The sequence below is a fragment of the Streptomyces griseomycini genome, assembly GCF_014203535.1.
In the GTDB taxonomy this organism is placed as follows: domain Bacteria; phylum Actinomycetota; class Actinomycetes; order Streptomycetales; family Streptomycetaceae; genus Streptomyces; species Streptomyces griseomycini.
In genome coordinates this window covers 77,665-100,024 of sequence record NZ_JACHJI010000007.1, presented here as the reverse complement: position 1 = coordinate 100,024, position 22,360 = coordinate 77,665, and the positions used below count along the sequence as shown (strand labels likewise).

The following is a 22,360-nucleotide window of genomic DNA, read 5'->3' as shown; positions in this document are numbered from 1 at the left end:
GCTCTCCCTGCTGTCTGTGGTGGTGTCTGGCTAGGCGGCGGTGGCGCTGTTCTTGAGGGTGCTGACGTACGCGCGTACGTCAGCGGGGTCGTAGCGGAGGTGCTTGCCGATGCGGAAACCGGGCGGGCCGGTGCGCTTCTTGCGCCACTGGTAGACGGTCTCCAAGGACACCTCGAAGATCCTGGCGATGTCATCAGGGGTGAGGTACCGGTCGGGGAGACCGCCGCGGAGAGTGGCGCGGGGGTCGAGGACTGCCGGCTGTGCCATAGGGACTCCAAGCGGGGAGGGCATGGCTGCGTCTGTCCGAGGTGCGGATTTCTGCGTCATCGCGTCACCTGCGACGCCTGCTGCTCTGACCTGTGCTTTTACGGTGACGCAGGGATTTGGGGCACGTCATCGGGTGACGCGGGTCTCCGTCACCGGATGACGCAGATGACGCGAGGTGACGCAGCCTCTGGCAGCCTGCGTCACCGCTATAGCGGCAGGTTGTGGACTGCTTGCCGTCGTCGGGTGACGCAGGTGACGCAGAGTCTCTTTTCCTCGGACAAGAGAAGGGGGTGTCTGTTGTGGTGCGGTGCGGCTCAGAGAGTGAAGAGGGAGCCGCTTCGCGGCGCGACCCTTGCAGGGCGGCTGGCGCCGCCGAAAAGCAAGAGGAGCACGCCTGGCCGGGGTGCTCCTCTTGCTTGTGCCGGAGGGCCGTGGTGCCTCCGGTCAGAACGCCGACGGCTGCTCGTGCCCCTGCTGGGGCGGCGTGGCCCGAGGGCGGGTCATCTCGATGTAGCGGGCCGTACTGGTGCGACCCCAGTCGACGAGGACGCCCCGGGCGGCGAGGGTGGGCTGTAGGCGCTTGAGACGGTCGGAGAGCACCTTGCCCGTGGTCGGCCAGCCCTTGGGCAGCGGGCGGCACTCTTCGCCGCTGTACAGGCCGGTGAGGCAGTGCAGCCACTCGGTGGACGTCATCCGTTGCTGTACGCCTGCTTCGAGACCGGCGGCGTGCTTGAGCACGGTCTGCGCCAGCAGGTCGCCCTCGATGACGTCGTCGTTCAGGTCGTCCAGGGCGGCCCGGTAGGCGGTGAGCGCTCCGAGGCCGGTGGCCGCGTCGAGTTGGGCGCACAGGTGGGCGAAGTCGGCCATGCGTAGGTCGGTGGGGATGTCCGCGTCCGCCGCGCGGACCTTGACGGTGAGGTCCAGCAACGAGCCGAGGATGACGGGCAGGACCTCTTCGAACTCCGCCCACAGCTCCGCCTCGGTCCGCCGGACCTGCGGGCGCTCCAGACGCAGCGGCAGGAGGCGTTCGGCGAGGTCGGGACGGATGACGCCGACGTCGATGCCGGTCAGCAGCAGCGGGCGGCGGTAGCGGGCGCGGACGACGTCGCCGTCGGTGTACAGGGCGCGCTTGATGGTCTCGGCGCCAGTGACGATGCAGCACATCAGGTCGGACAGGTCCGGGGCGAGGTGGGAGAGGTTGTCCAGGGCGGTGACCCATCCGGCGGCCACGGCCGCGATCAGGTTCTCCTCGTCCTTCGGGGCTCGGCGCAGGTCGCCGGTCATGCCCTCGATGATCCGCACGAGCATGCGCCCGCCGGTGGACTTCCCCGCGCCCTGGGGGCCGGTGAGGAAGGGGGCGGGGACGGGCACGGACGGTTCCAGGCAGCCGATGAGCCAGGCGATGGCCAGGCACTCGGTCTGGGCGCCGGCGAAGTTGCACAGCCTCAGTAGGAGGTCGATGCCCTTGCCGTCGGTGTCTTTGGCGGGCAGCGGCAGCTCGCCGGTGAGCTGGGTGCGCCGCCAGCACACCTCCCGCGGGTCGGGAACGGCGATGTCCCACCCGGTGGAGTGAATGCGGACCGATCGCCCGTCGTCGCGGCCCAGGTCCAGCCACGTCGCCCCGTCGAACCCGGGAGCTACGCGGATGTGGACGGGCTGCACGTCCTCCGTCAGCGCGAGCGCTTCAATCAAGTCCAACGCCTCCTTGAGGGCGGTGCCGTTGAACACGCCCAGGCCGTCACGGAAGAGGCCGACCATGAGTTCCTGGCGGTGGCTGCCCGTGGTGCCCTGGGAGCGGATCGGGCGGGCCACGGGGTGGCCGTTCTTCTGCGCGTACACGGTGCCGTCGGCGGTGCGGAAGTACCGGAAGTGCTGCTGCGCGTAGTCGGCGATGACCTCGCGTGCGGGGGTCTTGTCGTCGTCGGGCATGGTCACATCCCCAGCCGGATGCGGGCGTTGGCCCACGCGTCGGTGCAGTGCCGCAGGGTCTCGCCCTTGGCCTGCGCGGCGGTGAACAGCCGTGTGATGTGGGTGTCGGTGAGACAGCCGCACCGGCCGTGCCTGGACAGCACCGCGAGGAACGTCCGGTACACGGTCGCGTGGACCGCGCTGGACGCCTCGGTGATGCGCTGCTCGGCCATGGCGATGCCACGCTCCAGGTAGGCGGGCGTGCGGTGCGGGCACTCCCCGCTGCCGGATCCTGCGGGCACGGTGAGGGCGTGCGGCGTCGGCCGGTCCGCGGACGGCTCCTTCACCGCCAGGGCGCGGACGGCGTCCGGCAGGTCGGTCATGGTGCCGGTGCCAGGTCCGAGGTAGCGGGCGTATGCCATGGTCGACTTGATGTCGACGCCGGGGCGGACCGCGTTGCGTGAGGTCATGGCACCCCGGTAGATCCAGTGCTCACCGCGCGTCGTCGGCACGGTCCGCGTGGCAGGCAGAGCGGTACGGGCCCACGCGATGGCTTCCGCGTCGTCCAGGTCCACCACGGTCAGGCCGGTGCCGCCGGGGTGGTAAGCGACGGCGACGGCCCGTCGCCATGTGGCCATCCAGGCTGGGGAGGACAGGACGGCCGGGTCGGTGCTGGCGGCGGCCCACGCGTGGCAGACACCGGGGCACTGGCACGGGCCCGCACACTTCATGTTCGGTCGGCCGCCGCACGCGTTGCCCGCGCAGGTGCGGCAGTTGCCGAACGGCACCTTGCCCCGGCGCAGGGGCAGCACCGGCACACCGGTCGCGGCCAGCGTCAGCGCAGTACGCAGGGGTTCGGGCAGCCGCAGCTGTGGGCCGGGCACTCGCCGGATGGTGGTGGGTTGGGTCATGCTGGGAGACCTCCACAGGTCAGTTGGATGGCAGGTGGACAAGGGCGGCCCCGGACTTTGGCGAGACGGGGGCCGCCCTTGATGTGATCTGGCAGGGAGGGCAGGCGAGCGGGTACGCGTCAAGACATGACGGGTTGGCGCTTAGCTGGACGCGTGTTGGCGGCCTATGCGGTGGGATTCGTGCTGTTTCTCTGCCTGCGGCACTGGCAGGCAGGGCTCCCCTGGCCCGAGGCGGCACAGGATGCGGCGATCTTCGCCTTCGTTCCCACGATCGGCGGGCTGGTGTTCCGTCGGGCTCTTGCCACTGGTGAGAAGCGGCAGGGCTGACGTCAGCCGTGGAAGTGGTTGCGCTTGAACGTGGCCTTGCGGATGTTCACCGTGGCTCCGCCCCGGCTGCCCAGACCGAGGACCTGGACGGCGATCCAGCCGCCGAAGATGACGGCCGCCAGGATGATGAGCTGGGTGATGAACGCGGTCAGGGCGGTGATGAACGAGGTGAGCAGCAGCAGACCGCCGCACACCGCGAGGAATCCGACGCCTCCGAGGGCGAGGTTCACCGCGGTGCGGGAGACGGCCGGCCGGTGGGCGGCCGGGGCGGGCTGGGCGTGGTCGATGGCGTAGCCGGTGACGATCTGGCCGTCGGGCAGGACGACGCTCGCCACCGCCAGAACGGCGCCCGGCTGCACCGGTACGAGCGGTGCCGGCTGGACGACAACCGAGGGCGGGATGGGGGTGGGGCGGTGGACTTCCACGGCCCGCTCGGCGGACGCGCGGCGGACGGGTTCGGGCTGCATACGGAATCCCTTCCGGGGTCGGGTCAGGGATGCGGAGGCACCGCCTTGGGGGTGCCTCGTGGTGTGGGTTTCGGGGGTGGTGACCTGGGGTCCTCCCTGACTCCCTGATGGATCATTCATGCTGGTCAGAGCCAGGGAGGCGGGTCAGGGAGGGGTTCAGGGAGTTCTCCCTGTCTCCCTGATCCGTCGCGGGTCGGCTCCCTGCCGTTAGTCGGCGGAAGCGGAACCGTCCGCGTCGCGGTTGGTGAGGGCGCGGGTGACGCGGTCGTGGGCGACGACCATGCGGCCGTCGGACTTGTAGGGCTCGGCGCCGGTGCCGTCCAGCACGCGCCGCAGGTCGGTGAACGTCCACCGGCCGTAGGCGTCCTCGTTCAGCGCGGTGAGCCGCTTGAGCACGTCCTGGGTGACCAGCCGCGGCGCGTCGCCGAACACGGCCGCGATGTCCGCCAGCGGGTCGCGCTCCTCCCCGTGCTCGATGACCCGCAGCGTGGTCACCCCGTCCCGCAGCCGCTTGGCCCGCTCGGCCACCTCGGTGGCGGTCTCGGTGTCGATGTAGTGCGTCCGCACCGTGATGGACGACTGTCCGGCCGGGATCTCGATGCCGTCCGAGGCGACCACTACCGTGCCCTTGTCCAGGCCGGGGCGCAGCAGGTTGGGGGCGGCGCCGCCGTCGACGGCCTTGTCTCCCAGTGCCATGCGGGCCTGCGACTCGGTGCCCAGCGCGAGGGATGCGCGGGTGTGGGCACCCTCCCGGACGAGCTTGGGCAGGTTCTGGTCGGTGGGGTCCTGGGTGCCCTGCCACAGCAGCACGTTCACCGCCCGCCCCTGGTTGTGGATCTTCCGGGCGGCCATGAAGTACCGGCTGGTGGCCTTGCTGCCCCCGTACGGTCGCTTGTCCTCGTCGGCCAGCGGGCACATGAACGCCACCTGCGCCTCGTCCACCAGCACGATCAGCGGCGGGAACGCGGTGCCGGGCGGCGCCTGGAGGCGGCGTTCCATCTCTGCCACGCCACCCTCGACCATCTCCGTCGCCTGCACCACGTGCTCGTCCGTCGGCCCTTGGATCAGGACCGTGGCGAGGCCGTCGAACATGGCCCAGTCCCCGGCACCCTTCAGGTCCGCCACCCGGAACTCCACCGTGCGGTCCAGGGCGAGCCACAGGGCGAGCGCGCGCAGGGCAGCGGTCTTGCCCTGGTTGGACAGACCGGTGATGAGCAGGTGGCGCTGGTAGAGGGACAGGGCCGCGGCGTCGCCGCGCAGGTCCTGGCCCCACGGGGCGCGGCCCTTGGCGTAGTCCGCGGTCAGCGTCTCGTCGGTGACCAGCGGCGACGGGCCGATCGGCTCATCCAACGCACCCGAGTCGGCGATCCACAGCCGTACCGTGCGGGCCGCAGTCGGGAGGGTGATGAACACTTCGTGCTCGTGCCGGGTCAGGTTCTCGGCGAGCTTGCGCCGGCGGTTCTGTACCTCGATGGTGGAGACGCCGGAGGGGAGGGTGACGTCGACCTCCACGCCGCATCCGGCGATGCGGATCGGCCCGAGCATGGACGCGCCGGCATCCCCCATCTCCTTGATGGCCCGGGCCAGTGCGGGCACTCCGAGGTCGCGCAGGGCCTTGACCACGATGGATGGGGTGATCGGCTCCCCCTCCCCGTTGCGGACGTTGGCGGGCAGCGCCCAGTTCGGGGTGGCCTGCTGCTGGCGGCCGACGGCCCACAGCGCGAGCAGTGCCAGGAACGGGCCGATGGTGACGGCCGGCCCCCACACCACCTGAACGATCCGGATCAGCAGCGCGATGAAGTCGATCGTTGCGCTTAAGGGGGTGATGACGTCCCCGGCGTGGCCCGTGTTGATCGCCATGACGATGCCGAGGGCGACCAGCACCCCGATGCTCATGCCGGTGCCGACCGCGATGCCCTTGGCGGCGTCGACCGGGGAGTGCAGCAGGTCCATGCGGCGGCGGTGCCGGGCGTCGCGGAAGCGCTGTAGCCGCTCCTCCCACTCCTGGGCCACCTCGTAGTTACCGGCGGCCTCCGCCGCGCGCAGCATGCGCTCGTAGCGGGCGCCGGTGCGGCCGTCCCAGGCGCGGCGGGCCACGATCCGCCCGCCGTTGAACGTGTACAGGCCGTGCCGGGCCACCGCCCGGACGGCGGTCGTGGTGCGCTCGTGCGTCACGGCCGTCCGTACGGCGCGGCCGGAGCGCACCCACAGCGGCACTGGCCGCGCCGGCGGGGCGTCGGCGACGACGGTCAGCCGGGTCACGGCCGCCGTGTCGGTGGCCGGGGGGTTGGTGGCCGGGGGGTTGGTGGTCTTGTGCAGGGGGACGACGTTCTCCGCCATGCTGGGAGATCTCCTGACTGCCCCCTGTGGGGGCGGGAGTGAGGAAGAGCCGGGGCGGCCGGGTCCGTGCAGGAAGGCGGCCACCCCGGCGTGCAGGGGGTCGGGGCTGGTCACCACCAGCCGGAGGACTTCTTGGCGGCCTTTTCGTGGGCGGCCTTGGTGATGAGCCGCTGGCGCTCGCCGTGCAGGGCGGTCAGCTCCGCGCTCAGCCGCATCTCCGCGGCGTTGCTGGCGGTCTCGAGCTGCTGCTCGGCGCGGCCGGTGCTGCGACCCCGCAGGGTGCGGTAGGTGCCCCCGGCCACAGCGCGGGCCATTGCCCGGCGCTCGCGGCTGTTCAGCGGCCACAACTCGCCCCGGCGCACGGCATCCAGCTTCTTGGCGGTGTGCCGGATCTCGCGGTCCAAGCGGCGGATGTCGGCGTTGCTCATGGTCGGGTGCTCCTCGGGTCGGTTTCGAGGGGTGCGCCGCTACGGTGTGCGGCATGGGTGGGGGACCAGCGGCCCGGGTGCGACCTTGTCTGTGGTGCGGCACACCGGTGGAACAGCCGCGTAGCCGATGGCGCAGACGACGGCGGTTCTGCAGCAAGGCGCACCGCCGCAGGAACCGCGTCCTGGAGACTGTCTTGAACTTCCTGGACAGCCTGTAGCGATCAGAGGCCCAGAGCCCGTGGTGTCGGGGTGGACGCAGTCATCCGGGCGGGGCGCCACTGGAACACCGGCAGCGCCCCCGTCACGCGGCCACGCGCTTCCACGCGGCCCGCAGCCGGACCTCGGAGGCGGAGTGCCCGGCCGCGCGGAACCGCGTGGCCATCTCGCGGTAGGACAGGGCGGGTGTCTCGCTGGTGCGGATCTCGTCCACGATGACGTCCAGCGCATCATCGGTGAGTGCCGGCGCGGCGTCCAGCGAGCGGGAGCCGACCGGTTCCGTCGGCCCCCACACGGGGAGCTCCCAGCGGGGTGTGACACCGGGTGTGACGCGGGCCGTCACGCTGGTCAGTGCCCTGCCGGTCTCCTCACCGGCGCGGGCCGTCTCCAACGTCGACCACGCGGCGGAAAGGGTCTGGGCGGTCCGTGCCTGGACGCGGGCGATGCGGGCGCCGGCCTCCGTCACGGCCGTCAGCCGGGTCTCCTCGGTGGCTGCCTCCGCCCGTAGGCGAGCGCGGGCCACGGCAGCCTCGTCGCGCGCCTCCTGCTGAATCCCGCGGATCGCATCCAGCGCGACCGGGGTCAGCGCGGTGCGCTCCCACAGACCGTGCACCAGCCACAACGCCTTCGCGGCAACCGGCAGCCACGCCACGGCCAGCCACGCGCCAGCGGAGTGGTCGACGGTCAGGGCGTGCGCGACCAGGACACCGGCCGCAAGGATGCCGAAGGACCAGCCGACGGCGGTCACGGCCGCATTGTGGTCACCCTGCGCAGCAAGGCGGCGCTCATAGGCGAGGGTGGCCAACCATCCCCCGTCGATGCCCAGACCGACGACCACGGCGACCGGCCACGGCACCGCCGTGCCCAGCCACATCACCACCACGGCCAAGGTGAGCACCATGGACACGGCCGTCATCGCGACGGCCGGCAGAACGGTCTTCGCCCTCACGCGGCGCCCCCTTCCCGCTCCCGCACCTCGACGGCCGCGATCAGCAGCACCGGGGTGCTGTCGTCGTCCGGGTCCCGGCTGTCCTCCGACCAGGACCACCCCGCGCCCGACGCCACCTCGTAACCGAGCTCGGCCAGCGCGCGCCGACGCTCCGCCACGGTCGGCACCGGACCCGGGCGCTCCCACCGGACGGTGGGCCACCCGCTCTCGCCGAACAGCACGACGTACAGGCGCCATGTCCTGCCGTCGCTCGACATCTGTGCGGTCAGCGTCTTCACGCCGCACCACCCGGCAGGCTCGCGCCGGCCGCGAGGTTGACCAGCACGACGCGCGCGGCCAGCGCCCGGCGGCGGGCCCGGCGGATGCGCCGGTTGTCCAGCTCGGTCGGCGTGCGGTCGAGGGTGACGATGTGCGCGTCCAGCAGGTCGACGTCCGCCAGGATGACGGGCATCTCCCGCTCGATCGCGTCCAGCTCGACGTCCGTCGGCTCCATGAAGTCGGCGAACGCGGTAACAGCGTCCTGAACAGTGACGATGTGCTCCATTGGGTCGTGTTCCTCTCACAGGGTGAACGGCCCGAGCCGCACCCCCGGTGTTCCAGCACCGGGGGTGCTTGCCGTTGTTTGGAGAAAGCCGCGTGTCACACGCGGCGCGGCCACTGAGCAGCGGCCGCAGTGCCCCGGACCGGACTCGAACCGGTCGGGTGGCCGTACGGGGCACGCCGGTCTTCTCCGCCTTGTTTCCGACCCCTTCGGGCAGGCGGACCACGGGTTACCGGCAGTTCCCTGTGTGGAGTTCTCAAGGCGCTTGCGCTTCCTTCGAGCCCGTTTCACGGAGCCCTCCGGGCGGCATGGGAGCAGACCAGCAGGGACGCTCCTGGCTCGCTGTCCTAGGACTGTGAGCCGTTCGATAAGACCATGACGCACAGTCCCAGGACTGTCAACAGTCCTGGGACTGTGTTTCACTGGTCGATGTCGAGAGGAGTGCTGCATGGCGCCCAAGTGGCGGGAGCTTGCGGACCGACTGGCCGAACAGATCAGGAACGGCGAGTACGCGCCCGGTGCCCAGTTGCCGCAGATCAGGGACCTAGTGGAAGCGGGCGAAGGCTCGAAGTCCACGGTCCACGCGGCCTACAAGGCATTGGAGGCCGAAGGACTGGTCACGTCGTCGCGCGGACACGGCACGGTCGTCCGTGAGCGGACCCCGCTCAAGCGGCTCGGCATCGCGCGGTACGACAAGGCCAAGTGGCGGGACGGCGATGAGGTGGCGTTCATCGCGGACCGCGTGGCGTCCGGACGCACGTACAAGCGGAACGAGCAGACCCAGACCGTCAGCCGTGTCCCGGCGCCGGCCGTTGTCGCCCAGGCGCACGGTCTGCCGGAGGGTGCGGAGGTCTACGCACGTGCGCGCGTGGTCAAGGAGGGCTCGCAGCCGACGCACACGCTGACGAGCTACTACCGCCCCGAACACGTGGAAGGGACGCGCATTGTCGACCCGACGCCGGGGCCCGCCGGCCGGGGCGGTGGCTTCCGCGTCCTGTACGACGCCGGGTACGAGATCGACCACATGCAGGAGACGCTGTTCGCACGCATCCCCACGGCGGACGAAGTCCAGCTCCTCCAGCTCGCGCCGGGTGAATGGGTGGTGGAGCTGCACCGGACGACGTACACGGCCGACGGCACCGTGGTGGAGTTCGCGATCGGCGTGCATGCGGCGACGCGCTTCGCCTGGACGTACGACTTCAAGGTCCCCGACTCAGCGAAAGCGGAGGGCGAGAGTAAGTGATCTCAGCACAGGCATGGGCCGACGCTCAACGGCTCTGGGACTTCCAGCAGATGGGGCACGAGCTGCGCCCATGCTCTGTCGCGATCGGACTCGGCAGCCATGACCTCGGAGTCGCGGACACAACCGCTGATCTCTACCACCGGGGCATGATGCCGTTGATCGTCTTCACCGGGGCGACCAGCCGCACCACACGCGACCGCATGCCGCGTGGCGAGGCTGAGCACTACCGCGAGCGGGCGATGGAACTGGGAGTGCCGGCTGATGCCATCCTCGTTGAGCCGCGGGCCCGGAACACAGGAGAGAACATCCGCTTCTCGCGCGCACTGCTCGAGGAGCACCGGGCCGCCGTGTCGTCCGTCCTGCTGGTCAGCAAGCCCTACGAGGAACGACGGGCCTACGCGACCGCCCGCAAACTGTGGCCCGAAGTCAAGTGGGTCAGCGCGTCCACACCCATGACCCTGGCTGACTACGTCGACTCGATCGGAAACGCGCGCCTGGTCATCGACATGCTGGTCGGCGCGCAGCAGCGGCTCATGATCTACCCACAACAGGGATTCATGATCGAGCAGCGCGTTCCTGATGACGTAATCACAGCATATGAGCGCCTGCGTGATGCCGGGTTCACAAGCCGACTCGTGGCAGATACCGCAGCGCAGAAGTGACGGCATCACGGAAACGCTGTGAAGCCCGTTTGGTTAGTTAGGCAGCTGGGCCGCTGGCTCTTGGTTTTCTTAGTTTCGGAGCCATGCCGTAGGGACCCAGACGGAGCGTCTGGGTCCCTACGACATGTCGCAGGTTGAGAGGCATTATGAGGCTAGGATGCTGCGCCCTGGTCGATTCTGCGGCTAGCCACGGAGAAAGATCGATTTGGTACCGGGGCATCAGCTGAAACTATCTGTGTGTACTCGATATTTAGAGCCTCGACTCTCGACCGTGCATCTTGGAAGTTCAATTCGGCATCAACCGACAGGAAGCGCAATTCGAGATTTATTTTGTGACGCAGGATTGTGTAAGCGCGCGCTGAACTCAGGAAGTCAGCTGCCTTTTTCGTTGTGCCGAGGAAGGCAGCTGTCGCCGCAACTGCACCCGCAACGGCGCTTAGAGCGCCCCAGAGCGGGCGGGATCCGAAGGAAGTCATGAAGCCTGATACTGCCGATAGGCAAGCGGGGGCGAAAACCATGAGTCTGCCCCAAAGCTCGGCGCGTTTCGAGGCTTCAAAGTATGCCTGGGCGCTGTAAAGGCAATTCTCGTGCATCGACTTCAGTTGCTCTTCTAGGGAATCACGCTGTGCGTCAGTTAGTGACATGGGAACCTATCAAGAGACTGGGATGTTCGGGCCGGTACGCAAGTATTTGCACACCCATTTAAGTTGCGGAATGTACTCCTCGACGTCGCGCAAATAACGCTGAGATAGGTTCTGTGACTCATAGAGGGACATGAGAAGTGCTCTACGCATGATAACGTTGGGCTCTTCTTCGAATTTATGGCGGAGCAACTGCGCCTCGGCAACTGAAGCCGATCTACCCAGGTATCGACTAGCGAATTCGCGCGGAAAATCTTCTCGATTCCTGTCCTCCAATATGAGCCAGGCAGACTCTTTCATTCGTTCGTCACTCAAGTCCAACGCAAGGAAGTACCTGAGAATTCTTTGCTCGAGGTAGGGGTAACTTTCACTCGCTCCCGATCTCATAAAGTTAACGAGTTTCTTCTGGACCTCCTCCACTCTGTTTTTGAATACTGCCAGATAGGCGAAAGTCTCCTTGGCGATGTGTGCTATAAACGGAAGGTTGTCCAAGCACCAACTGACCGCATAGTCGTCTTGTAGCTTTGCTAGGCGATTTATGACAAAGCGAAGGCTCCTTGTGTCAGATGGGTCTCCCTTTGTCACCTCGTCGAAATATCGACGAACCTCTATGTGGGCTCCTGGAATGCCTATGTCGCATGCAGCGGACAGTGATGCCTTGCGAACGTCGTGAATCCGCTGAAAGGCGTCGGATGGCTCCAGGATCTGAGTTTTATGGGCGGACATTGAAAGTCTGCGGGCTCTGAGGATCCTGTTAATTTCGCTTAGTACGTCGCGTAGTTCTGTCCAGTCCCGATGGAAGATCATGACGTCGTCTGAATAGCGAAGATACCTCAAATCATTCTTCGCCAGAAACTCGTCGACAGGGGCTAGGTAAAGGTTGGCGAGTATTCCGGATGCATCCGATCCCTGAGGCAGTCCCCATGCGTGATTTATTCGCTGAAAGCTGATAAGAAATTTATTTAAATTTTTGGATTTCTCTGCACTCTGGGACAGGCAGGTCAAGTCGTCCGCAAGTATCTCCACGTCAATGTGTTCATAGAAGGAAGACACGTCCAAGGTAGCCATTCGAAGCCAATTGTCGGACTTGAGGAAATATCGGGCATTGGCCTGCATTTTCTTCCATGGCTTAAACCAGAAGATTGGCCTTCCTGTGTTGTGGTTCCAGCGGTAACTGTAAACAGGGCGTCGTATCTGGCGGTCAATAGATGGAGCTGCCGAGTAGATCAACGCGTCATAAATCAAGCGATCTCTAGCCGAGAATCGGGCTAAGGGGCGGAATGCTATATCGTTCTTCGGGTAATCGACTATTTCGGTATGGCGAGGTATGCAGTCCCCCTCCTTGATCGCGGTTTCGAGATACTCCCGATAGCCTCGAAGCCACTGATGTTCGATGTCGGCGTAAGCGGCCACATCTGGTATTTCGGAGTACTCCTGGTTGCTAACGAGGAGATCTTTAGCGGTCGTCAGCGCCCGCTTCAGCATCAGCGCTTTGACAACATCCCTCATCAAGTCCCCCAAACATGCAGGTCTTTGATGATACGGCCGGTTCAGGAGGCGCCCCGTGAGGCAGGGGCGGCAACTTGCCCTAGGTACACGTGTATAGATGGCTTCACCTGGACGGACACCGGTGTGCTTCGCAGATATTGGGGCCGCCTGCGGGCCGTCCGACGTCGGCCAGCAGCAACCGCTAACGACCAACAACGACCACGAGGGCGCGGCAGACTGCCGCGCCCTCGTGGTGTGTCTGCCCAGCTAGACCCACGTGTCGAGCCACATCCGCGCCCGCCAGTCGTCCATCGGGATGGCCTGGCCGGTGTAGATCGGCCAGAAGTAGATGAAGTTCCAGACGATCAGCAGGGTCAGGACGCCGGCCGCCGTCGCGCCCGCGACACGACGGGTGTCGGTGGAGCGGGGCGGGCCGACGAGCGCGCCCAGGAGCATCGCCACCGCCAGGCACAGGAACGGCAGGAAGACGATGGCGTAGAAGAAGAAGATCGTGCGCTCCTGGTACAGGAACCACGGGGCGTAGCCGGCCGCGATGCCGCAGGCGATGGCGCCCGCGCGCCAGTCGCGGCGGAAGAACCAGCGCCACAGGACGTAGAGGAGGGCGAGGCAGGCCACCCACCACAGCAGCGGGGTGCCGATGGCCAGGACCTCGCGGGCGCACTTCTCGCCCGCGTCGGCGGGGCAGCCGTCCGTGCCGGGGGCCGGGGACTCGTAGAAGTAGGAGACCGGGCGGCCGGTGACGATCCAGCTCCACGGGTTGGACTGGTAGGTGTGCGGCGAGGACAGGCCGACGTGGAAGTCGTACACCTGGTTCTCGTAGTGCCACAGGCTGCGCCACCAGTCGGGGAAGAGCCAGGACCAGGCGCTGTCCTTGCCGTCCCCGGCCGCCCAGTCGCGGTAGTAGCCGCCGGTGCCGTCGGCCGGGGAGAGGATCCAGCCGATCCATGAGGCGAAGTAGGTGAACACCGCCACCGGGACGGTGGACAGGAACGCCCAGCCCAGGTCGCGCCGCAGCACCGCCCGCCGGGGCCGGTGCGCGCCGGCGACCCGGCGGGCACCGACGTCCCAGAGCACCGCCATCACGCAGAACGCGGCCGTGATGTACAGGCCGTTCCACTTGGTGCCGATCGCCAGGCCCAGCATCAGGCCCGCCGCCAGCCGCCAGGGACGGAAGCCGATCCGGGTGTGCTCCGCGACGTACGCGTCCGGGCGGGCCCGGCCGTCGGGGTCCACGGGCAGCGCGGCGGCGAGCCTCTCCCGCGCCCGGTCCCGGTCGACCACCAGGCAGCCGAAGGCCGCGAGCACGAAGAACATCAGCACGCCGTCGAGCAGCGAGGTCCGGCTCATCACGAAGTGCAGCCCGTCCACCGCCATCAGCGCGCCCGCGAGGCAGCCGAGGAACGTGGAGCGGAACAGGCGCCGGCCGATGCGGCACAGCAGCAGGACGGACAGCGTGCCGAGCAGGGCCGTCATGAAGCGCCAGCCGAACGGGGTGAAGCCGAACATCAGCTCGCCCAGTCCGATGACGTACTTGCCGACCGGCGGATGCACGACGTACGCCGCGTCCGTCGGGATGGGGACGCTGCCGCCCGTGGAGAGGATCAGGTCGTTGGCCTTCTTGTCCCAGTTGACCTCGAACCCGCGGTGGACCAGCGCCCACGCGTCCTTGGCGTAGTACGTCTCGTCGAATATCACCGCCTTCGGGCTGCCCAGGTTCCAGAACCGCAGCACCCCCGCCAGCAGCGTGACCAGCAGCGGGCCGCCCCACGCCGACCAGCGGGCGATCCGGTCGGCGAGCACCGGCGGCACCCCGAGCGCCGCCCACAGCCGGTCCGACGGCTTCGTGTAGGGCGGTACCAGGCGGTCGCGGACGTCGCCTCTGGGCCCCGACGCCGAGTAGCCGAAACGGCGCAGCCGCTGCTGCCACGACGGCCGCTGCTCGTGCGGTGCCTGGTCCTGCCGGGTGTCCGTGGAGGACGCGGTACTGGTCACCGCGCCATCGTAGGGAAAGGCGCTGTGGGAGTCCCGTGCATGGGCGGTATGCCCCGTCCGTGCTGCCCCGCGGTCCTGGGAGGATGGGGGCGTGACCGGAATCCTCGTACTCGCAGGCACCCCCATCGGTGACGTCTCCGACGCCCCGCCCCGGCTCGCCGAGGAACTGGCCGGCGCCGACGTCGTCGCCGCCGAGGACACCCGGCGGCTGCGGCGGCTGACCCAGGCGCTCGGCGTCACGCCCAAGGGGCGGGTGGTGTCGTACTTCGAGGGCAACGAGGCCGCCCGGACGCCCGAGCTGGTCGAGGAGCTGGCGGGCGGCGCGCGCGTGCTGCTGGTGACGGACGCCGGGATGCCCTCGGTCTCCGACCCCGGGTACCGGCTGGTCGCGGCGGCCGTCGAACGGGACATCAGGGTCACCGCGGTGCCCGGACCGTCCGCCGTGCTCACCGCGCTCGCCCTGTCCGGGCTGCCCGTGGACCGGTTCTGCTTCGAGGGGTTCCTGCCCCGCAAGGCCGGGGAGCGGCTGGGGCGGCTGCGGGAGGTGGCCGGTGAACGGCGCACCCTCGTCTACTTCGAGGCCCCGCACCGCCTCGACGACACCCTCGCCGCGATGGCCGAGGTGTTCGGGGCGGAGCGCCGGGCCGCCGTCTGCCGGGAGCTGACCAAGACGTACGAGGAGGTCCGGCGGGGCCCGCTGGCCGAGCTCGCCGCGTGGGCGGCCGAAGGGGTGCGCGGGGAGATCACCGTGGTGGTCGAGGGGGCGCCGGAGCGGGGGCCCGAGGAGGTGGACGCCGCCGAGCTGGTGCGCCGGGTGCGGGTGCGGGAGGAGGCCGGGGAGCGCCGCAAGGAGGCGATCGCCGCGGTGGCCGTGGAGGCGGGGGTGCCGAAGCGGGAGGTGTTCGACGCGGTGGTGGCGGCGAAGCGCTCCGCGGAGTAGGCCGCTCCGTCGCGTCCCTCCGGGGCGTCGTCCCAGCCGCCGGGGAAGGGGACGGGACGCCGCGGTGAAGGACGGCCGGGCCCGTCGGGGCGCAGCGGGACGCCGGGGAGGCGTCGGCGGAACACCGTCACCGGCGCCTCCTCGACCTGCTGCACCCTTTCGCCGGGAGGGCCGGGAGGGCCGGTCCCCGCGCCCGGACGGTGCGGCACGTCCCTTCCGTAGGATCGGGGACATGCCTGCGAACGCCCCCGGCAACCCCGGCAACCCCGGCAAGCCCGACAAGAACGCCGCCCCGCCGCTCCCGGAACCCCTGCGGGTGCCGGTCGCGGACTCGCACACCCACCTCGACATGCAGTCCGGCACGGTGGAGGACGCCCTCGCCAGGGCCGCCTCGGTGGGCGTGACGACGGTCGTGCAGGTCGGCTGCGACCTCGCGGGCTCGCGCTGGGCCGCGGAGACGGCCGCGGCGTACGAGAGCGTCCACGCGACCGTCGCGCTGCACCCCAACGAGGCCCCCCGCATCGTCCACGGCGACCCTGGGGGAGGCGGGTCCCGCCAGGGCGCCCGCGCGCCCGGCGGGGACGCGGCGCTGGACGAGGCGCTCGCCGAGATCGACCGGCTGGCCGCGCTGGACCAGGTCAAGGGCGTCGGCGAGACCGGGCTCGACTACTTCCGCACCGGGCCGGAGGGCAAGGAGGCCCAGGAGAAGTCCTTCCGCGCCCACATCGAGATCGCCAAGCGGCACGGCAAGGCCCTGGTGATCCACGACCGCGACGCCCACGCCGACGTCCTGCGCGTGCTGAAGGAGGAGGGCGCGCCCGAGCGCACCGTCTTCCACTGCTACTCGGGGGACGCGGAGATGGCGGAGATCTGCGCTGCCGCCGGGTACTTCATGTCGTTCGCCGGCAACGTCACCTTCAAGAACGCGCAGAACCTGCGCGACGCGCTCGCCGTCGCCCCGCTGGAGCTGGTCCTGGTGGAGACCGACGCGCCCTTCCTGACGCCGGTGCCCTACCGGGGACGGCCGAACGCCCCGTACCTCGTGCCGGTCACGGTGCGCGCCATGGCCGCCGTACGGGGCGTCGACGAGGACACCCTCGCCGCGGCCCTCGGGGCGAACACGGCCCGCGCCTTCGGTTATCCACAGGCGTGACCTGCGGGGTCCCGTGCCCCGTACCCTTGTCCCGTGACCAGCCCCACCCCCGACGCCCTCCTGGGCCCCGCCGACGTCCGCGAACTGGCGGCCGCCCTCGGCGTGCGGCCCACCAAGCAGCGCGGCCAGAACTTCGTCATCGACGCCAACACGGTCCGCCGGATCGTCCGCACCGCCGAGGTCCGCCCCGACGACGTGGTCGTCGAGGTCGGGCCGGGACTCGGCTCGCTCACGCTGGCGCTGCTGGAGGTCGCCGACCGGGTCACCGCCGTCGAGATCGACGACGTCCTGGCCGCCGCGCTGCCCGCCACCGTCGCGGCCCGCATGCCCGGGCGCGCCGACCGGTTCGCGCTGGTCCACTCCGACGCGATGCACGTCACCGAGCTGCCCGGCCCCGCCCCGACCGCACTGGTCGCCAACCTCCCCTACAACGTGGCCGTCCCGGTGCTGCTGCACATGCTCGACACCTTCCCGAGCATCGAGCGCACCCTCGTCATGGTCCAGTCGGAGGTCGCCGACCGGCTCGCCGCCGCGCCCGGCTCGAAGGTGTACGGCGTGCCCTCGGTCAAGGCCAACTGGTACGCCGAGGTCAAGCGGGCCGGTGCCATCGGGCGGAACGTCTTCTGGCCCGCCCCGAACGTCGACAGCGGGCTGGTCTCCCTGGTCCGCCGCGCCGAGCCGCCGAAGACCACCGCCTCCCGGCGCGAGGTGTTCGCCGTCGTCGACGCAGCCTTCGCCCAGCGCCGCAAGACGCTGCGGGCCGCGCTCGCCGGCTGGGCGGGCTCGGCGGCGGCCGCGGAGGCCGCCCTGGTCGCCGCCGGGGTGTCGCCGCAGGCCCGGGGCGAGTCCCTCACGGTGGAGGAGTTCGCGCGCATCGCCGAGCACGCCCCGAGCAAGGAGTCCGGTCAGCAGTGAGCGTCACCGTCCGCGTCCCCGCCAAGGTCAACGTCCAGCTCGCGGTCGGCGCCGCCCGCCCCGACGGCTTCCACGACCTGGCCAACGTCTTCCTCGCGGTCGGCCTCCACGACGAGGTCACCGCCACTCCGTCGCCGGACGGACTGCGGATCACCTGCGACGGCCCCGACGCCGGCCAGGTCCCCCTGGACCGCACGAACCTCGCGGCGCGCGCCGCCCTCGCGCTCGCCGAGCGGTACGGCCGCGACGCCGACGTGCACCTCCACATCGCCAAGGACATCCCCGTCGCCGGCGGCATGGCGGGCGGCAGCGCCGACGGCGCGGGCGCGCTGCTGGCGTGCGACGCGCTGTGGGGGACGGGCGCCTCGCGGGAGGAACTCCTCGACATCTGCGCCGAGCTGGGCAGTGACGTGCCGTTCAGCCTGGTGGGAGGGGCGGCGCTCGGCACCGGGCGGGGCGAGAGGCTGACGGAGCTGGAGGTGGGCGGCACCTTCCACTGGGTGTTCGCGATGGCCTCGCGGGGGCTGTCGACCCCGGCGGTCTTCCGGGAGTTCGACCGGCTGGGGGAGGGGCGGGAGATCCCGGAGCCCGTGGCCTCGCGGGACCTGCTCGACGCGCTCGCCAAGGGCGACCCGGACGCGCTCGCCGCCACCGTCTCCAACGACCTCCAGCCGGCGGCGCTGTCGCTGTTCCCCGAGCTGGCCGACACGCTGGCGGCGGGGCGCGCGGCGGGGGCACTGGCCTCGCTGGTCTCGGGCTCGGGGCCGACCACCGCGTTCCTGGCGCGGGACGCGGGGGCGGCCGATGCCGTCGCGGGTGCCCTGAGGTCTTCGGGCACCTGCCGGACGGTGCGTGCGGCGGCGGGTCCGGTGCCGGGGGCGACGGTGATCCGAGAGGAACCGGATCAGAGCTCGTCGACGGCCGTGAGATCGATGCCGACGGTGTAGGGCTCGTCGACCTTGATCCGGTCGCGGTGCGACGGGACCCTGCTGCCCGCCCTCCACGGCAGCCGTCCGTACCCGGTCACGTCATCACGACGAGTGACTGTCGCCTCGCGCGTCGGACACCCTCCGCCAGGGCCTACGCTTGAAAGCTGATCGATCCACCGGGCAGGAGAGAAATGGCCGTCAACCTGGTCAATGTCGAGAACGTCAGCAAGGTGTACGGGACGCGTGCGCTGCTCGACGGGGTCTCCCTCGGCGTCTCCGAAGGGGACCGGATCGGGGTCGTCGGCCGCAACGGCGACGGCAAGACCACCCTCATCCGGATGCTCGCCCGGCTGGAGGACGCCGACACCGGACGGGTCACCCACTCCGGCGGGCTGCGCCTCGGGGTGCTCACCCAGCACGACTCCCTCGACCCCGAGGCCACCGTCCGGCACGAGGTCATCGGCGACATGGCCGACCACGAGTGGGCCGGGAACGCCAAGGTCCGCGACGTGCTGACCGGGCTGTTCGGCGGGCTCGACCTGCCCGGCTTCCCCAAGGGACTGGACACCGTCATCGGGCCGCTGTCCGGCGGCGAGCGGCGTCGGATCGCGCTCGCCAAGCTGCTCATCGAGGAACAGGACCTGATCGTCCTCGACGAGCCGACGAACCACCTCGACGTCGAGGGCATCGCCTGGCTCGCCCAGCACCTGCGGGCCCGCCGGTCCGCACTCGTCTGCGTCACCCACGACCGCTGGTTCCTCGACCAGGTCTGCACCCGCATGTGGGACGTGCAGCGCGGTGACGTGTACGAGTACGAGGGCGGCTACTCCGACTACGTCTTCGCCCGCGCGGAGCGCGAACGCATCGCCGCCACCGAGGAGGTCAAGCGGCAGAACCTGGTCCGCAAGGAGCTGGCCTGGCTGCGCCGCGGGGCGCCCGCGCGGACGTCCAAGCCGCGCTTCCGCGTCGAGGCGGCCAACGAGCTCATCAAGGACGTCCCGCCGCCCCGCGACAGCAGCGAGCTGATGAAGTTCGCCTCCTCGCGGCTCGGCAAGACGGTGTTCGACCTGGAGGACGTCACCGTCCAGGCCGGTCCCAAGGTGCTGCTCAAGCACGTCACCTGGCAGCTCGGCCCCGGCGACCGCGTCGGCCTGGTCGGCGTCAACGGCGCCGGCAAGACGTCCCTGCTGCGGGCGCTCGCCGAGGCCGCCCGCACCGAAGGCGAGGCGCAGCCCGCGGGCGGGCGGGTCCGCGTCGGCAAGACGGTCAAGCTCGCCTACCTCTCCCAGGAGGTCGCCGAACTCGACCCCACCTGGCGGGTGCTGCAGGCCGTGCAGCAGGTGCGCGAGCGCGTCGACCTCGGCAAGGGGCGCGAGATGACCGCCGGGCAGCTGTGCGAGACGTTCGGGTTCAACAAGGAGAAGCAGTGGACGCCGGTCGGCGACCTGTCGGGCGGTGAGCGGCGGCGGCTGCAGCTGCTGCGCCTCCTCATGGACGAGCCCAACGTCCTCTTCCTCGACGAGCCCACCAACGACCTCGACATCGAGACCCTCACCCAGCTCGAGGACCTCCTCGACGGCTGGCCCGGCTCGATGATCGTCATCTCCCACGACCGGTTCTTCGTCGAGCGCACCACCGACCGGGTGTTCGCCCTCCTCGGCGACGGCACCCTGCGGATGCTGCCGCGCGGCATCGACGAGTACCTGGAGCGGCGCAAGCGGATGGAGGAGGCCGCCGCGGCCAACGCCCCGGCGGCGGCCAAGCCGGTCGCGGAGGCGCCCGAGAAGAGCGCCGCCGACCTGCGCGCCGCCAAGAAGGAACTGCAGAGGATCGAGCGGCAGCTGGACAAGGTCTCCGAGAAGGAGACCAGGCTGCACGCCGCCATCGCCGAGCACGCCACCGACTTCGCGAAGGTGGCCGAACTCGACGCCGAGCTGCGGGAACTGGCCGGTCAGCGGGAGGAACTGGAGCTGCGCTGGCTGGAACTGGCGGAGGACGCCTGACCCGCGCGCGCGGACCCGTCCGCGCGCCTGCGCAGGGGAGCGCACGGCGCGTGAAGAGGGCGTGAAGGCGCGTAACGGGCGCATCACGGGCCGGTTCTCCCTTGGGAACAGGGGCGGACGCGGCCCGGTGGGCCGTCGGTGCCGGGTGATAGAAAGAGCCGTCTGAGAACCGTCTGAATACGACTCTGGGTCCATCACGTGCCTCAGGGCGTGGCTAAAAATCAGTGAGTGAGGGGGAACGCGCTGATGACTCAGCCGCCCAACCAGCCGCCTCAGGGTGGTTTCGGAGCGCCGCAGGATCCGCCGCCGGGTGGTGGCTTCGGGGCTCCGCAGACCCCGCCGCCTCCGCAGGGACCGCCGTCCGGCGCCCCGCAGCCCGGGTACGGCTACCCGCAGCAGTCCCCGCAGCAGCCGGGACCGTACGCCTCCGGGCCGTACGCCTCCGGCCCCTACGGGCAGCCGCAGCAGCCGGGGCCCTACGGCCAGCCCGGGTACGGCTACCCGCCGCAGCCGCAGTTCCCCGGTGCGCCCGGCACGCCGCCCCCCGGATCCGGTTCCCGTAACCCCTTCAAGGGCAAGCCGGTCCTCGTCGTCGGCGCCGCGGTGGCGGCGCTGCTGGTCGTCGGCGGCACCGTGTGGGCGGTCTCCGGCGGCGACGACGGCAAGAAGGACGGGAAACCGGTCGCCGGGAAGAGCGACGACCCCAAGCCCGGCTCCTCCGGCGCCCCCGTCAACCCCGGTGACGGCAGCGGTGACGGCGGCGAGGACCCGGAGAACCTCAACGAGGGCCGCAAGGCCGGCGAGTCGAAGGTGCTCTGGTACAAGGAGGCGCCCGACGCGCCCGGCTCCGGCGCCGACGCCCCCGGCATGTGGATCACCGACAAGACGGCGGTGAAGGCGGCCTACAAGCAGCTGTCCGCGTACAACGTCGGTGACGGCAGGCCCACCTGGGACCCCATCACCTTCCCGCACAAGATCTGCGCGGTCACCCCGGAGAAGACGGCCGACGACAAGGTCGTCGTCGCCCACATGAGCGGCGACAGCGACCGCGCCAAGTGCAACCAGCTCCAGCTCGTCGACCTCGACACCGGCGAGAAGGGCTGGACCGGAGAGGTCGCCGACGGTGACCTGTTCGACTCCGCGATCACCATCGAGCTGACGCTCACCGGCAACACGCTGATGGTGGGCCGCTCGCAGTCCGGCACGGCGTACGACGTGACGAGCGGCAAGAAGCTGTTCGACGCGAAGAAGTACGGCGACGCCTGCTTCCCCGCCGGCTTCGCGGGCGGCGAGCGGCTGATCCAGGTCGCCTCCTGCGGCGCCGGCGGCAGCAACGCGCACGACGAGGTCCGGGAGCTCGACCCGAGGACCGGCAAGACGAAGTGGACCTACACGTACGAGAAGGGCTGGAGGATCGAGCGGGCCTACTCCGTCGACCCGCTCGTCCTCTACAGCACCAAGGAGGAGGACGGCGACAAGAAGCTCTGGAACATCGCCGCCTTCACCGCCGACGGCAAGGTGCGCTCGCAGGTCGGGGTCGACGAGGACTTCGCCCCCGTGTGCGGCTGGGCCATCCTCGCGCGTGAACTCCAGGGCTGCGAGGGCGTCGCCGTCGACGCCGACACCCTGTACCTGCCCACCAAGGCGACCACCGGCGCCAACGAGATCGTCGCGATCAACCTCGCCGACGGCAAGGAGAAGTGGCGGGTCGAGTCCCCGGCGGAGGAGTCGATGCTGCCCATGAAGGTCGAGGGCGGCAAGCTCATCGCCTACGTGGAGCCCTCGTACGACTCGGGCGGCCGGGTCGTGTCCGTCCCGACCGCCGGCAGCAGCCACGAGCCGGTCGGGCTGATGCAGAACCCGCAGGGCGTCGCGGAGATCGAGAACAGCTTCTACAGCAAGTCGATCGACTGGGTCGACGGGCGCTTCTACCTCTCGACCACCCGGCTGACCGGCAATGACGACTCGAAGGAGAAGTTGATGCTCGCCTACGGCAAGTGAGGCGCGTGACGGCGGCGA

General features: G+C 69.8%; 21 protein-coding genes. 9 read left to right on the top strand and 12 right to left on the bottom strand.

The genetic code is table 11. The annotated features are described in order from the left end of the window. Positions 1-30: 30 nt before the first annotated feature. The 3 genes from FHS37_RS20675 to FHS37_RS20665 all read right to left on the bottom strand — a co-directional run bounded on the left by FHS37_RS20675 (position 31) and on the right by FHS37_RS20665 (position 3,086). Positions 31-267 (bottom strand): helix-turn-helix transcriptional regulator, encoded by a 237-nt coding sequence (locus FHS37_RS20675; RefSeq protein WP_184823445.1) that lies wholly within the window; start codon positions 265-267, stop codon positions 31-33. 444 nt (positions 268-711) lie between these two features. Then, positions 712-2,196, bottom strand: coding sequence for an AICE element replication initiation protein (locus tag FHS37_RS20670; RefSeq protein ID WP_184823443.1), 1,485 nt, complete (start codon positions 2,194-2,196; stop codon positions 712-714). A 2-nt stretch (positions 2,197-2,198) separates the two neighbouring features. Next, positions 2,199-3,086 (bottom strand): bifunctional DNA primase/polymerase, encoded by an 888-nt coding sequence (locus FHS37_RS20665; protein WP_184823441.1) that lies wholly within the window; start codon positions 3,084-3,086, stop codon positions 2,199-2,201. Between the two features lie 153 nt (positions 3,087-3,239). Here FHS37_RS20665 and FHS37_RS20660 point away from each other — a divergent pair, with 153 nt between their 5' ends. Continuing rightward, entirely contained in the window at positions 3,240-3,413 is a 174-nt protein-coding gene (locus FHS37_RS20660) for a hypothetical protein (RefSeq protein ID WP_184823439.1), read from the top strand. A 2-nt stretch (positions 3,414-3,415) separates the two neighbouring features. Here the strand turns inward: FHS37_RS20660 and FHS37_RS20655 are convergent, their stop codons facing one another. The 6 genes from FHS37_RS20655 to FHS37_RS20630 all read right to left on the bottom strand — a co-directional run bounded on the left by FHS37_RS20655 (position 3,416) and on the right by FHS37_RS20630 (position 8,357). Beyond that, positions 3,416-3,880, bottom strand: a complete 465-nt coding sequence (locus tag FHS37_RS20655; protein WP_184823437.1) for a hypothetical protein — start codon at positions 3,878-3,880, stop codon at positions 3,416-3,418. A 207-nt stretch (positions 3,881-4,087) separates the two neighbouring features. Then, entirely contained in the window at positions 4,088-6,220 is a 2,133-nt protein-coding gene (locus tag FHS37_RS20650) for an ATP-binding protein (protein WP_184823434.1), read from the bottom strand. Positions 6,221-6,330: 110 nt separating this feature from the next. Next, the gene (locus tag FHS37_RS20645) at positions 6,331-6,648 is read right to left on the bottom strand and encodes a hypothetical protein (RefSeq protein ID WP_184823432.1); all 318 of its coding nucleotides are present in this window, start codon (positions 6,646-6,648) and stop codon (positions 6,331-6,333) included. 301 nt (positions 6,649-6,949) lie between these two features. Beyond that, positions 6,950-7,813 (bottom strand): protein spdB, encoded by an 864-nt coding sequence (locus tag FHS37_RS20640; protein WP_308439470.1) that lies wholly within the window; start codon positions 7,811-7,813, stop codon positions 6,950-6,952. Beyond that, positions 7,810-8,091 (bottom strand): DUF6303 family protein, encoded by a 282-nt coding sequence (locus tag FHS37_RS20635; protein WP_184823430.1) that lies wholly within the window; start codon positions 8,089-8,091, stop codon positions 7,810-7,812. Before FHS37_RS20635 ends, FHS37_RS20640 begins: the two co-directional genes overlap by 4 nt. Continuing rightward, a complete protein-coding gene (locus FHS37_RS20630) occupies positions 8,088-8,357 on the bottom strand; it encodes a DUF6284 family protein (RefSeq protein WP_184823428.1) in 270 nt (89 codons plus the stop codon). Before FHS37_RS20630 ends, FHS37_RS20635 begins: the two co-directional genes overlap by 4 nt. 445 nt (positions 8,358-8,802) lie before the next feature. On the opposite strand from FHS37_RS20630, the gene FHS37_RS20625 reads away from it, so the two are divergent. Both FHS37_RS20625 and FHS37_RS20620 read left to right on the top strand, forming a co-directional pair. Then, entirely contained in the window at positions 8,803-9,597 is a 795-nt protein-coding gene (locus tag FHS37_RS20625) for a GntR family transcriptional regulator (RefSeq protein ID WP_184823426.1), read from the top strand. Further along, a complete protein-coding gene (locus FHS37_RS20620) occupies positions 9,594-10,259 on the top strand; it encodes a YdcF family protein (protein ID WP_184823424.1) in 666 nt (221 codons plus the stop codon). Before FHS37_RS20625 ends, FHS37_RS20620 begins: the two co-directional genes overlap by 4 nt. 152 nt (positions 10,260-10,411) lie before the next feature. Here the strand turns inward: FHS37_RS20620 and FHS37_RS41125 are convergent, their stop codons facing one another. From FHS37_RS41125 to FHS37_RS20605, 3 genes are all read right to left on the bottom strand, one after another. Next, a complete protein-coding gene (locus FHS37_RS41125) occupies positions 10,412-10,852 on the bottom strand; it encodes a hypothetical protein (RefSeq protein WP_375372316.1) in 441 nt (146 codons plus the stop codon). A gap of 60 nt (positions 10,853-10,912) precedes the next feature. Beyond that, positions 10,913-12,409: an RNA-directed DNA polymerase gene (locus FHS37_RS20610; RefSeq protein WP_184823420.1), complete on the bottom strand. Its 1,497-nt coding sequence runs from the start codon at positions 12,407-12,409 to the stop codon at positions 10,913-10,915. A gap of 246 nt (positions 12,410-12,655) precedes the next feature. Continuing rightward, positions 12,656-14,401, bottom strand: a complete 1,746-nt coding sequence (locus FHS37_RS20605; RefSeq protein WP_184823418.1) for a dolichyl-phosphate-mannose--protein mannosyltransferase — start codon at positions 14,399-14,401, stop codon at positions 12,656-12,658. A gap of 91 nt (positions 14,402-14,492) precedes the next feature. Here FHS37_RS20605 and rsmI point away from each other — a divergent pair, with 91 nt between their 5' ends. The 6 genes from rsmI to FHS37_RS20575 all read left to right on the top strand — a co-directional run bounded on the left by rsmI (position 14,493) and on the right by FHS37_RS20575 (position 22,342). Further along, positions 14,493-15,341, top strand: a complete 849-nt coding sequence (gene rsmI / locus FHS37_RS20600) for a 16S rRNA (cytidine(1402)-2'-O)-methyltransferase (protein ID WP_184823409.1) — start codon at positions 14,493-14,495, stop codon at positions 15,339-15,341. 232 nt (positions 15,342-15,573) lie between these two features. Then, the gene (locus FHS37_RS20595) at positions 15,574-16,494 is read left to right on the top strand and encodes a TatD family hydrolase (RefSeq protein ID WP_184823407.1); all 921 of its coding nucleotides are present in this window, start codon (positions 15,574-15,576) and stop codon (positions 16,492-16,494) included. Between the two features lie 33 nt (positions 16,495-16,527). Then, complete coding sequence (gene rsmA, locus FHS37_RS20590) at positions 16,528-17,409, top strand: 16S rRNA (adenine(1518)-N(6)/adenine(1519)-N(6))-dimethyltransferase RsmA (RefSeq protein WP_184823405.1); 882 nt, start codon at positions 16,528-16,530, stop codon at positions 17,407-17,409. Beyond that, positions 17,406-18,356 carry a 4-(cytidine 5'-diphospho)-2-C-methyl-D-erythritol kinase gene (locus tag FHS37_RS20585; RefSeq protein WP_184823403.1) on the top strand — a complete coding sequence of 317 codons (951 nt, stop codon included), beginning with the start codon at positions 17,406-17,408 and terminating at the stop codon, positions 18,354-18,356. The genes rsmA and FHS37_RS20585 overlap by 4 nt, the downstream gene beginning before the upstream one ends. 173 nt (positions 18,357-18,529) lie before the next feature. Further along, positions 18,530-20,341 (top strand): ABC-F family ATP-binding cassette domain-containing protein, encoded by a 1,812-nt coding sequence (locus FHS37_RS20580; RefSeq protein ID WP_184823400.1) that lies wholly within the window; start codon positions 18,530-18,532, stop codon positions 20,339-20,341. A gap of 246 nt (positions 20,342-20,587) precedes the next feature. Further along, positions 20,588-22,342 carry an outer membrane protein assembly factor BamB family protein gene (locus FHS37_RS20575; RefSeq protein ID WP_184823398.1) on the top strand — a complete coding sequence of 585 codons (1,755 nt, stop codon included), beginning with the start codon at positions 20,588-20,590 and terminating at the stop codon, positions 22,340-22,342. Positions 22,343-22,360: the final 18 nt, after the last annotated feature.